The organism is Curtobacterium sp. AC268 (assembly GCF_979258745.1).
Map to the genome: position 1 here is coordinate 3,262,218 of NZ_OZ409878.1, position 11,569 is coordinate 3,273,786.

Below are 11,569 nucleotides of genomic sequence, written 5' to 3' on the forward strand. Positions count from 1 at the left end.
CGATCGGCCTCGACTTCGGTGCCCGTCATCGGCGAGCGGGCGGAATTCCTGACGAGCCAGGACGAAGCTCCGGGGTATTTCGCCCGTTCGTGGTCGGCCGGACCGGCGCGGGCAACGAAGAACGCCCCGACTCCGTGCGGAGTCGGGGCGTTCTTCTCGGGTTCGGGGAGTGCTGCTCGGTGCCCTCAGTCAGGCGTTGAGTCAGAGGTGGCTCAGGCCGCCTGGAGGACGAACTGGACGTCGAGGTTGATCGTGACGTCGTTGCCGAGCGTGAAGCCGCCGGCCTCGAGCGCCGCGTTCCAGTTCACACCGAACTCGGTGCGGTCGATCTTCGTGGTCGCCTCGGCGCCGAACTTGACCTGGCCGTAGCCGTCCGTGGTGAAGCCGCCGAGCTCGGCCTTGAGGACGACCGGCTTGGTGACGCCGCGCAGGGTCAGGTCGCCCGCGATGTGCAGGTCGTCGCCCTTCGCCTCGATGCTCGTGGAACGGAAGGTCAGCTGCGGGTGCTCTTCGGTGAGGAAGAAGTCGCTCGTCTTGAGGTGCTGGTCGCGCTGCTCCTGGCCGGTGTTGATCGACGCGACGTCGATGTTGGCCTCGACGGTCGACTCGAGCGGGTTCTCGGCGGTGACGACGGTGGCGTCGAACGTCTCGAACTTGCCCTTGACCTTGCTGATGGCGAGGTGGCGGACCGAGAAGGTGACCTCGGAGTGGGTCGGGTCGATCTTCCAGGTGCCGGTCTTGTAGCCGGGAACGGTGTCAGCGGTGAGCGTCATGGTGGTCCTTCTTCCGAACGAGAGTCTGCGGTGCGACGCGTTCCATGCGCCTGCATCGAGTTGATACTACGACAGTGTGCACCGTTTTGGTTGAAGCGTCAACCATTGTTCACCCAAGTGTCGCAAACCGCGTGTCATGCGCTCCTCTGGCACCGACCTCGAGCAGTCGACGGACGCGGTGCACGAAACGCTCGACCCCGTGACCGAGGTCGTCTGCTGTTGCTCTGACGAGCCACCAGTCGACGTCCTTGAGGTGCTCGCCGCGTGTGAGGTCCTTCCGGAAGCTGGCTGGATCGGTGCGGTGCAGATCGCTCTCGTACTCGATCGCGACCCTGGCATCGGGGTAGGCGAGGTCCACACATGCGATCCACTGGCCGTCGACGACGACATCGTGGTTGAGCGCCGGTTCCGGGAGTCCGCGGCGGATGAGTGCCAGCCGTGTCCGGGTCTCTCCGGGGGACCGAGATCCTTTCCGGATCTCATCGAGCGCGAAGCGGAGCTTCACGATCCCACGGATGCCACGTCGTCGTCGGACGGCCTGCGCGAGTTCGTCGAGCTTCGTCCAACCGAGCCACCCCACGAGTGCATCGCCCGCGACGATGAGTTCGTCGAGCGTCAGCATCGAGCCCAGAGCGACGAACGTGTCGGCCGGAGTGGTCAGTGACACTCCTCGTGCGATCGTCGCGCGGACTGATCCGTACCGAGCCCGGTGGCCGACGGTGCCGCGAACCCGGATCGCTTGATCGGTCCCGATGGTCGTGACGTGCAACCGCTGGTCGCGTTCGAGGCGTCTGGGCAGCGGGACGCCGATGATCGCTGCTGCAGTGACGTGGCTGAACACCTGATCGGGGCGGAGCCGAGGAGCGAGCGCCCTCGCACGTTCCTCCACGGACACCGGTGGGAACGCCGATCGGATGCCGTGGAACGGGCGGATGAGATCGCGAGCGTCGAGTCGGCCACGCGAAACGCCTCGGTGCAGCGCATCGCGGACTCGGAACGAAGCGTCGCGGAGTGCCATCGGGAGTCGCCTTCGTGCGGTCATGTCCACAGCGTGACGGCGAGCCGGTCTTGCGGACATGAGTCGGGCCTCCTTTGTGGATGGCTGGCTCGCTCTCGCCGCTGTGGAGGGACGGTTGCTTCCGCCAGCGGGCGAAACACCGTGCCTGCCGCCTGGCCGCACGGCGGTGTTTCGCCCGTTCGCGCGGCCCGCTCGCCCACAGGTCTGGGACCGTCGCTCGGGACTGCTGCCCGGAAGCCGCCTCCGGGGTGGGGCCCGAGGCGAGCAGGCGAGCAGACGAGCGGGCGACATGTCCGGGTGTGCCGTCGGGGCACTCTGGCATTTCGCCCGCTCGCGCGCGCCAGCCCTGCGCTCCCTCCTCGCGCACCCCTCCACGCGCGCTACCCCGCGCTACCCCGCCCTACCCCGCGCTGCCTCGCGCGCTCCCGCCTCCGGGCCACCTCCGCCCCACGCCCCGCCCCACGCCCCACCTCCGCCCCACGCTGCCCCACCGCCCCACCGCCCGCCCACCGCGGCCCCGACAGGCACTCGCGGGACCCCTCACGTGCGCGCTCACTCCAGTAGCGTCGGGACCATGGAATTCAGGTACCTGGGCAACTCCGGACTCAAGATCTCCGCGATCACCTACGGCAACTGGCTGACGCACGGCTCGCAGGTCGAGAACGACGTCGCCACCCAGTGCGTGCGGGCAGCGCTCGACGCCGGCATCACCACGTTCGACACCGCGGACACGTACGCCAACACCGCCGCCGAGACCGTCCTCGGCGAGGCGCTCAAGGGCGAGCGGCGCCAGTCCCTCGAGGTCTTCACGAAGGTCTACTGGCCGACCGGCCCGAAGGGGCACAACGACGTCGGCCTCAGCCGCAAGCACATCATGGAGTCGATCAACGGCTCGCTCGAGCGACTGCAGACCGACTACGTCGACCTCTACCAGGCACACCGCTACGACTACGAGACCCCCCTCGAAGAGACGATGCAGGCCTTCGCCGACGTCGTCCGCCAGGGCAAGGCGCTCTACATCGGCGTCAGCGAGTGGTCCGCCGAGCAGATCCGCGCCGGTGCCGCACTCGCCAAGGAGCTCGGCTTCCAGCTCATCTCGAACCAGCCGCAGTACTCGATGCTGTGGCGTGTCATCGAGGGCGAGGTCGTCCCCGCCTCGAAGCAGCTCGGCCTGTCGCAGATCGTCTGGTCGCCCATCGCGCAGGGCGTCCTGACCGGCAAGTACAAGCCGGGTCAGCCCCTGCCCGAGGGCTCGCGAGCCACGGACGAGAAGGGCGGCGCGGACATGATCAAGCGGTTCATGCGCGACGAGGTCCTCGAAGCCGTGCAGCGCCTGCAGCCCGTCGCCGACCAGGCCGGCCTCACGCTGGCGCAGCTCGCGATCGCGTGGACCCTGCAGAACGAGAACGTCGCGAGCGCCATCGTCGGCGCCTCGCGTCCGCAGCAGGTCACCGACAACGTCAAGGCCGCCGGCGTCAAGCTCGACGCGGACGCCCTCGCGGCGATCGACGAGGCACTCGGCGACATCCCGGAACGGGACGCCTCCAAGAACGTGTCCCCGTCGTCGCGCCCCGCGTAGACGCAACCGACCGACGGACGGGAGGCCCGGTGCCAGCTGGCACCGGGCCTCCCGTCCGTCGTGGCTGCGCCCCTGACCACCGCAGCTGACGGATCGTCAAGATGAACGGCATGTGTCGCGCATCTGGCAGAGGCCTGGCAAGTCGCGTACCCCGCCCAAACCACCCAGCCGCGCCCCCCGAATCGGGGGCATGACCCGAACTCATACCCCCGTTCTGGTGTCACCCGACACCGGTGCGGTGCGGGCCGTGCGCCCTGGCACGGTCCCGCGCCTGCTCGCCACCGCGAGGCAACTCGCGTCGTTCGGCACCATCGGTGCCGTCTGCTTCGTCATCGACCTGGGCGTCTACAACCTGCTCCGCGCCACCGTCATGTCGGACGGTCCCATCGCCGCGAAGATCGTGTCGGCCATCGTGGCGACCTCGGTCGCGTGGATCGGCAACCGCTTCATCACCTTCCGCGCCCAGCGCCAGACCGGCCGCCGCGAGACCGTCCGCGAGGGGTTGCTCTTCGCTGCCACGAACCTCGTCGGCCTCGGCATCGCCGCTGCCTGCCTGTTCGTCTCGCACTACGTCCTCGGCTTCACGTCCACCCTCGCCGACAACGTCGCCGGCAACGGCGTCGGCCTCGTCCTCGGCACCGCGTTCCGGTTCGCCGCGTACAAGGCCCTCGTCTTCCGGTCCACCGACACACGTCCGAAGGGGTTCCCCGAATGACCATCTCAGCCGTGTTGCTGACGGCCGCAGGGCCGCTGCTCCAACCCGACAACGACACCGGGACGACGGGGGACGTCCCGAACCGAGGGACCACGGACGTGCCGACGGGAGGCTCGGGGCAGCTCCCACAGGCCGCCTGGTCGCTGGGCGAGTGGCTCGGCTACTCGACCCTCATCGCCCTCTCCGTGCTGCTCACGATCATCGCGTTGACCACCCTCTGGTGGATGCTGCACGCCTGGCGCTCGCGGGACGCGCTGAAGTCCACCAGCTTCAGCCAGACCCCGCGTCCGGCGACGCACCGGTTCACGCTCCTGGTGCCCGGTCGGCACGAGCAGGACGTGATGGGGCAGACGCTCGACATGCTCGCGACCCAGGACCACCCCGACTTCGAGATCATCGCGATCGTCGGGGAGGACGACCCGGAGACCGACGCCGTCGTGCGTGCTGCAGCGGCTCGGCACCCCTCCCTGATCAAGGTCGTGGTGGACGACACCCTGCCGAAGAACAAGCCGAAGGCGATGAACCTCGCGCTCCAGCACGCGACGGGTGACATCGTCGGGGTGTTCGACGCGGAGGACGAGGTCTACCCGCGGCTGCTCTCCCTCGTCGACTCGCGGTTCCAGGAGACCGACGCCGACGTGGTGCAGGGCGGCGTCCAGCTCATGAACTTCCGGTCGAGCTGGTGGTCGCTGCGGAACGTCCTCGAGTACTACTTCTGGTTCCGCTCGCGCCTGCACTTCCACGCCGGGTCCAAGTTCATCCCGCTCGGGGGCAACACCGTCTTCGTGACGAAGGAGCGCCTGGAGTGGTCGAACGGCTGGGATGCACACTGCCTCGCCGAGGACTGCGAACTCGGCGTGCGGCTCTCCGCCGACGGCGCGACGGTCGTCGTCGCCTACAGCCCCGAGGCCGTCACCCGCGAGGAGACCCCGCCGACCTTCGCCTCGCTGCTCAAACAGCGCACGCGGTGGAACCAGGGCTTCCTGCAGGTGCTGGGCAAGGGGGAGTGGAAGAAGCTGCCGTCCTTCCGGCAGCGGTTCTTCGCCCGCTACATGCTCACGATGCCGTTCATCCAGGCGGCCACCGGGCTGCTCATCCCGCTGAGCCTCCTGATGATCCTGTTCGTCAAGGTGCCGACGGCGATCGCCCTCGTGTCGTTCGTGCCGGTGGCGCCGACGCTCATGCTGCTCGCCGTCGAGATCGTCGGGCTGAACGAGTTCGGCCGTCTGTACGGCGAGAAGGTCCGGCTCCGCGACTACGTGCGGCTCGTTCTCGGCCTGGTGCCGTACCAGGTGTTCCTCGCCGCCGCGGCGGTCCGGGCAGTCGTCCGGCACGCCAAGGGCCAGAACGGGTGGGAGAAGACCGAGCACACCGGCCAGCACCGCACCGGACAGGTGGTCGGCTTCGCCTCGGACCTGGACGGGTCGGGCGCAGCGTCGTCCGCAGGCGCCGGATCGGGCGCAGCGTCCTCCGCGGATGCAGCGTCGTCCGATCGTGCGTTCGCTGGCACCACCACGGGAGGCACCCGATGACCGCCAGCATCACCGACACCACGGGCATCCCGATCCGTGGTGGAGCAACCACGCACCGATCCGGCATCGGGGCGTGGTTCCGCCGGCACGCGGCCAGCCTGACGTGGTTGCTGCCCGTCGTCGCGGTGACCGTGCTCGTCCAGGCCTGGAACATGTCGGGCACACCGCAGCGCATCGACGACGAGGGGACCTACACCGCACAGGCGTGGGCGATCACGAACCTCGGCGAGCTCACCCACTACACGTACTGGTACGACCACCCGCCGCTCGGATGGATCCAGATCGCCGGGTACACCGGGTTGACCGGGGCGTTCGCGCGGTACCCCTTCGCGGTGGAGGCCGGGCGCGAGGCCATGGTGTTCTTCTCCGCCGTCTCGAGCATCCTGCTGTTCGTCCTGGCCCGACGTCTCGGCGCCGGACGGATCACGGCGGCCGCGGCCGGACTCGTCTTCGCGCTGTCACCGCTCGCGCTGCAGTACCACCGCACCGTGTACATCGACAACGTCGCGACGCCCTGGCTGCTCGCCGCGTTCGTCCTCGTGCTGAGCCGTCGCCAGCAGCTCGCCGGGTTCGCCGGTGCCGCTGCCTGCCTCGGCATCGCCGTGCTGTCCAAGGAGACCTACCTGCTCGCACTGCCGTTCCTGATCTGGATGGCCGTGCGTCGTGCCGACAAGAGCACCCGCCGGTACACGCTCAGCGTCGCCGGGGCCGTGCTCGTGCTGATCGGCGGCGGGTACCTGCTGCTCGCCGCGGTGAAGGGCGAACTCGTGCCGGGCAACGGGCGAGTCAGCCTGTGGGAGGGCGTCACCTACCAGCTCGGGTCGCGGACCGCGTCCGGATCCGTGTTCGACGGGGGCAGCCTGGCGAACGAGGCCGCCGCGCAGTGGTGGGCACTCGACCCGGTGTTCATCGTGCTCGGTTCGGTCGCGGCCGTCGTCGGGCTGTTCCTGCGACGGGTCCGACCGATCGCCGCGATGCTCGTGTTCCTGCTCGCGGTGATGTTCCGGCCGAACGGGTACCTGCCGGTGCCCTACGTCATCATGCTCATCCCGTTCGCAGCGCTCCTCGTCGCGTACACCGTCGAGCGTGCCGTCCTGACGATCGCCGGTCGGGTCCACACCCGGGGCCGGTTCGGCCCGAGGGCACGGCGCGGCCTCGGCATCACCTGGGCCGTCGTCGCGGCTGCGGCCCTCGTCGTCGCGGTGCCGCTGTGGGGGACACAGCTGCGGGGCTTCCTGCTGGGCAACCTCGACCTGCCCATGCAGCAGGCCGAGCAGTGGGTGGGGGACAACGTGCCGAAGTCCTCGCGTCTGCTGGTCGACGACGCCATGTGGGTCGACCTCGTGGACGACGGCTTCGCCCGGAACAACGTCGTCTGGTACTACAAGCTCGACACCGACGGAGCAGTGGAACGGCAGTCCCCGAACGGCTGGAAGGACTCGGACTACGTCATCACGACGGACTCCATGCGCACCGGCGGCAACTCGTCCACCGACGTGCGGCAGGCGATCGAGAACTCCACGGCCGTCGCGACCTTCGGCACCGGTGACCAGCAGGTCGAGGTCCGCCGGATCCACGCCGAGGGAGCCAGCGCCGCCGAGACGGCGATCACCCGGGCCACCGACGTCCGGAAGACCCTGGGAACCGAGCTCGCGTCGAACCAGGCCCTGCGTGCGGACGACGGCACGAAGTCGCAGTTCCGTGCCGGACAGGTCGACTTGCGGGCGATGATCGCGCTCGGACAGGTGCTCGCCGACCAGGACGTGCGGGTCGGCCGGTTCACCCCGCGCACCGGGGAGACCGGCCAGCCGTTCCGCACCGTCGTCCTGCACACGAGCGACGATGCCTCGGCAGCACGGGTCGCTCGGACCTTCGACGCCATGTCCCAGGCGTTCCGGCCGGACTCGGTCGAGCGCGAGGGAGCACGGCTCACGGTGACGTACACCCCGGCCGACCCGACGACGACCGCGACGAGCGCCTCGTGACCCCCGATCGCTCGGCCGCGCTTGCGCCGGGCGAGCTGGTGTCCCGCGAGCGGGCGTCCCGCGAGCGGGCGAAATGCCCGGGGGACTCCGGCGCACACCCGGGTATTCCGCCCGCTCGCCGGAGCGGGCGCGGAACCGTTCCCCGCGAACACGTCGGGGCGGGACGCCCGCTGGACGAGCGGGCGAAATGCCCGGAGGGCTCCGGCGCTCACCCGGGTATTCCGCCCGCTCGCCCGGCGGCCCGGACGACAACCCCACGAACCCCACCTCGACACGACACCCGCACGCCAACCGCACCTCGACCCGAAGGAGCACCATCATGACCGCACGCACCACGAACCGCCGCCGCACCGTCGTCATCGGAGCGCTCGCCGCCACACTCGTCGCCGCGACCATCGGGCTCGCCGCCCCGCAGACCGCTTCCGCCGCGACGGCCGACCAAGGCTGGCTCCGCGTCGGACACCTGTCGCCGGACACGAAGGGCGTCGACGTCGAACTGTCCAGCCTCGCCGGGGGGAAGACCGTCTTCGAACTCGACGACGTCACCTACGGCCAGGTCAGCCCGTACGAGAAGCTGCCGGTGGGCACCTACGTCCTGTCGATGCGCGCCGCCGACGCCCCGGGTTCCACCCCGGTCATCTCCACCGACGTCACCGTGCAGAAGGGCGACGCCAGCACCGTCGTCGCCTACGGCAAGAACGACGGGCTGAAGACGACCGCGTTCACCGACGACCTGCAGCAGCCCGGCGACGGCAAGGCGAAGCTCCGGCTCGTGCAGGCCGCCACCACCGCGAAGCGCGTCGACGTGCAGACCTCCGACGGCACCCCGATCGCCGAGGACGCCACCTTCGGCACCGCCACCAAGTACGCGACGGTCGACGCCGGCAAGTGGTCGCTCGACGTCTCCGGCAGCGGCCAGCGGGGCACCGCGAAGGTCGACCTCGCCGGCAACACCGTCTCGACCCTGTTCGTCCTCGACGACAGCAAGGGCAACCTGACGGTCGTGCCCGTGACGGACGCCGCCGCGACCGCCGCCACCCCGTCCGGCGGGGTGCAGACCGGCGGTGGCGGCACAGCCGCTGACCGTCCCGTGACCGAGGCGTTCCACGCGGCCGTCGCGATGCTCCGCTCGCTGTTCCGCTGACGCCCCGGACTGGAGGCGCGGATCACGTGCGCTGCACGGCCCACGTGATCCGCGCCTCCTCTTCGACCCCCCCCACCATCCCCGGAGAGGCAGGCCAGCATGACCCGCAGGACCTGGATACCGGTCGCCGCCGCGGCGGCCGTCATCGTCGCCATCGTGGTCGCGATCGTCGCGGTCCGCCCCTGGTCGTCGAGCACCACGACCGCCGCTCGCGGCACGGCGACCCCGACCTCGACCACCGCGCCCGACGCGGCGCGCTCGCCGCAGCAGCTGCGGTCGGCGTTCCTGGACCGCTACGTCGAGGACGGTCGCGTCGTCCGCACCGACCAGGGTGGTGACACCGTCAGCGAGGGGCAGGCGTACGGCCTGCTCATCGCCTACGCGAACGACGACCGTGCGCGCTTCGACGCGATCTGGGAGTGGACGAAGGACCACCTGCTCACCGACGACGACCTGCTGGCGTGGCGGTGGACGTCCGACGAGGGCGTCGCCGACGAGCAGTCCGCGAGCGACGCCGACCTCGACGCCGCCCGGGCCCTCGTGCTCGCGGGGAAGGCCTGGGACGACGACCGGTACACCGCCGCGGGGAAGCGCATCGCGGCGGCGATCCTCGAGCACGAGACGGCCCGGACGGACCTCGGCACGATCCTGCTGCCCGGACCGTGGGCGGATCAGGAGCCCTACCGGTACAACGCCTCGTACGCGTCACCCGTGGCCTTCTCGGTGCTGGCGGACGCCACCGGGGACGACCGCTGGAACGCGCTGAACCGGGGTTCGCGCGCCGTGACGGCCGCCGTGCTGGACGCCTCCGACCTGCCCAGCGACTGGTCCCAGGTCCACGCCGACGGATCGGTGGACCCGATGCCGGCCGTCGGTGGGGACGGGCGCGTGCTCTACGGGTACGACGCGATGCGGACGCCGCTGCGGTACGCCGAGGCGTGCTCGGCGTCCGACCGGGAGCTCGCGGCGGCCCTCGCGCCCACGCTCGGACGGACGACGAGGCTCGCCTCGCAGCTCGACCTCGGTGGCACCCCGGTGACGCAGGACACGAACGCGCTGGCGTACACCGCGCGGGCCGCTGCCGAGCAGGCCGCGGGTTCCTCCCGTGCGGCTGCCGACGACCTCGAGCGGGCCGACCGGACGGCGGCGACCACACCGACCTACTACGGGGACGCCTGGTTGGCCATCGGTTCGACCATGCTGACCTCCGACGTGCTCGGGGGCTGTGCCAGCGACGTCGGAGCCGGCTCGTGAGCGGCCGACGGAGCGCCGGGCGCGTCTCGGCCGTCCGACGCCGAGGCGTGGTCATCGGTGCCGTGGTCGCCGCCGTCGTGGTGGTCGGGGGCGTGGCCGGGGTGGCGGTCGCGTCGACGGTCGGCGGCGGGGAGGGGGAGCGCGCCGCGTCGTCGGCGTCGGCGTCGGCGGCCCCGTCGCAGTCGTCCTCGTCGCAGTCGTCTTCTCCGTCGTCCTCGGGTTCCGGCACCGACGGGTTCCAGGACCCGGCCGCACCCGAGGCCCGCTCGACGGCCACACCGGTCAGCGTGTCGATCCCGGCCATCGGCGTGCGGTCCTCGCTCGAGGACCTGCACCGCGGCGCTGCCGGAGAACTCGACCCGCCCGTCGACTGGGACAGCGCGGGCTGGTTCAGCGACGGGATCGTCCCCGGCGAGGTCGGCCCCGCCGTCATCGCCGGTCACGTCGACAGCCCCACGAGCGCCGCGGTGTTCTTCCGGCTCGACGAACTGGTCGCCGGCGACGAGGTCCACGTCCGGATGTCCGACGGCAGCACCCGCACCTTCACCGTCGACCGTTCCGAACGCGCCGCCAAGTCGGCGTTCCCGACGAGCGACGTCTACGGCCCCACCCCTACTCCGCAACTCCGACTCATCACCTGCGACGGCACGTTCGACACCGCCACCGGGCACTACACGGACAATCTGATCGTGTTCGCAGACCTCTCGTCGGATTGACCCACCAAGCCAGCGATACATTCGACTGCGAGCACGAGGAGCACCATGAGCGAGACCCTGGTCATCATCCCGACCTACGACGAAGCCGAGAACGTCCGGCCGATCGTCGAGCGCACGTTGGCCGCGACCGACGACTCCGTGCACGTGCTCGTCGTCGACGACAACTCACCCGACGGCACCGGCGACATCGCGGACGCCATCGCCCGCGAGACCGATCGGGTGCACGTCATGCACCGCACCGTCAAGGACGGCCTGGGCGGCGCGTACCTGTCGGGCTTCGCATGGGGCCTGGAACACGGCTACGCCAAGCTCGTCGAGATGGACGCCGACGGCTCCCACCACCCCGAGTACCTGCCGTGGATGCTCGAGCTCGCGGACTCGAACGACCTGGTGCTCGGCTCCCGGTGGATCAAGGGCGGCAAGGTCGAGAACTGGCCCTGGTACCGCCTCCTGCTCTCCCGCGGTGGCAACCTGTACACGCGTCTCGCCCTGGGCATCGCGGTGCGCGACGCCACCGGCGGGTTCCGGGTCTTCACGTCGCGGGCGTTCGAGCGGATCGACCTCGCCGGTGTGGCGTCGAAGGGGTACTGCTTCCAGGTCGACCTGTGCTGGCGTGCCCTCGAAGCGGGTCTGCGGGTCGTGGAGACGCCGATCACCTTCACCGAGCGGGAGTTCGGCGTCTCGAAGATGAGCGGCAACATCGTGCGCGAGAGCCTGGCGCTCGTGACGAAGTGGGGCATCGACCGCCGGATCCGCGAGACCCGTTCCCTGCTCAAGGACCACCGCAAGCTGCCCTCGGTGCGGAAGAACGCGCACGCGGTCTCCGACCACGTCGCTTGAGGCCGGCGGACAC

General features: G+C 70.3%; 10 protein-coding genes. 9 read left to right on the forward strand and 1 reads right to left on the reverse strand.

Annotation, left to right across the window (positions count from 1 at the left end):
• Positions 1-212: 212 nt before the first annotated feature.
• A complete protein-coding gene (locus ACZZ9K_RS15490) occupies positions 213-773 on the reverse strand; it encodes a YceI family protein (protein WP_027464630.1) in 561 nt (186 codons plus the stop codon).
• A gap of 199 nt (positions 774-972) precedes the next feature.
• On the opposite strand from ACZZ9K_RS15490, the gene ACZZ9K_RS15495 reads away from it, so the two are divergent.
• The 9 genes from ACZZ9K_RS15495 to ACZZ9K_RS15535 all read left to right on the forward strand — a co-directional run bounded on the left by ACZZ9K_RS15495 (position 973) and on the right by ACZZ9K_RS15535 (position 11,556).
• Positions 973-1,437 (forward strand): hypothetical protein, encoded by a 465-nt coding sequence (locus tag ACZZ9K_RS15495; RefSeq protein ID WP_463444522.1) that lies wholly within the window; start codon positions 973-975, stop codon positions 1,435-1,437.
• Positions 1,438-2,365: 928 nt separating this feature from the next.
• Positions 2,366-3,370: an aldo/keto reductase family protein gene (locus tag ACZZ9K_RS15500; RefSeq protein ID WP_463444523.1), complete on the forward strand. Its 1,005-nt coding sequence runs from the start codon at positions 2,366-2,368 to the stop codon at positions 3,368-3,370.
• 217 nt (positions 3,371-3,587) lie between these two features.
• Complete coding sequence (locus ACZZ9K_RS15505; protein WP_463444524.1) at positions 3,588-4,085, forward strand: GtrA family protein; 498 nt, start codon at positions 3,588-3,590, stop codon at positions 4,083-4,085.
• The gene (locus tag ACZZ9K_RS15510) at positions 4,082-5,617 is read left to right on the forward strand and encodes a glycosyltransferase (RefSeq protein ID WP_463444525.1); all 1,536 of its coding nucleotides are present in this window, start codon (positions 4,082-4,084) and stop codon (positions 5,615-5,617) included. The genes ACZZ9K_RS15505 and ACZZ9K_RS15510 overlap by 4 nt, the downstream gene beginning before the upstream one ends.
• Positions 5,614-7,602 carry an ArnT family glycosyltransferase gene (locus tag ACZZ9K_RS15515; RefSeq protein ID WP_463444526.1) on the forward strand — a complete coding sequence of 663 codons (1,989 nt, stop codon included), beginning with the start codon at positions 5,614-5,616 and terminating at the stop codon, positions 7,600-7,602. Before ACZZ9K_RS15510 ends, ACZZ9K_RS15515 begins: the two co-directional genes overlap by 4 nt.
• 319 nt (positions 7,603-7,921) lie before the next feature.
• Positions 7,922-8,746, forward strand: a complete 825-nt coding sequence (locus tag ACZZ9K_RS15520) for a DUF4397 domain-containing protein (protein ID WP_176708366.1) — start codon at positions 7,922-7,924, stop codon at positions 8,744-8,746.
• A 99-nt stretch (positions 8,747-8,845) separates the two neighbouring features.
• Positions 8,846-10,000, forward strand: coding sequence for a glycosyl hydrolase family 8 (locus ACZZ9K_RS15525; protein WP_138802789.1), 1,155 nt, complete (start codon positions 8,846-8,848; stop codon positions 9,998-10,000).
• On the forward strand, positions 9,997-10,716 hold the full coding sequence (locus tag ACZZ9K_RS15530; protein WP_463444527.1) for a class F sortase: 720 nt from the start codon (positions 9,997-9,999) through the stop codon (positions 10,714-10,716). Before ACZZ9K_RS15525 ends, ACZZ9K_RS15530 begins: the two co-directional genes overlap by 4 nt.
• A gap of 45 nt (positions 10,717-10,761) precedes the next feature.
• Positions 10,762-11,556 carry a polyprenol monophosphomannose synthase gene (locus ACZZ9K_RS15535; protein WP_138802791.1) on the forward strand — a complete coding sequence of 265 codons (795 nt, stop codon included), beginning with the start codon at positions 10,762-10,764 and terminating at the stop codon, positions 11,554-11,556.
• Positions 11,557-11,569: the final 13 nt, after the last annotated feature.

Bases quoted from the DNA above. Each gene is read 5' to 3' on its own strand.
- ACZZ9K_RS15490 (WP_027464630.1), bottom strand. From the start codon at position 773: ATGACGCTCACCGCTGACACCGTTCCCGGCTACAAGACCGGCACCTGG.
- ACZZ9K_RS15500 (WP_463444523.1), top strand. From the start codon at position 2,366: ATGGAATTCAGGTACCTGGGCAACTCCGGACTCAAGATCTCCGCGATC.
- ACZZ9K_RS15510 (WP_463444525.1), top strand. From the start codon at position 4,082: ATGACCATCTCAGCCGTGTTGCTGACGGCCGCAGGGCCGCTGCTCCAA.
- ACZZ9K_RS15515 (WP_463444526.1), top strand. From the start codon at position 5,614: ATGACCGCCAGCATCACCGACACCACGGGCATCCCGATCCGTGGTGGA.
- ACZZ9K_RS15520 (WP_176708366.1), top strand. From the start codon at position 7,922: ATGACCGCACGCACCACGAACCGCCGCCGCACCGTCGTCATCGGAGCG.
- ACZZ9K_RS15525 (WP_138802789.1), top strand. From the start codon at position 8,846: ATGACCCGCAGGACCTGGATACCGGTCGCCGCCGCGGCGGCCGTCATC.
- ACZZ9K_RS15535 (WP_138802791.1), top strand. From the start codon at position 10,762: ATGAGCGAGACCCTGGTCATCATCCCGACCTACGACGAAGCCGAGAAC.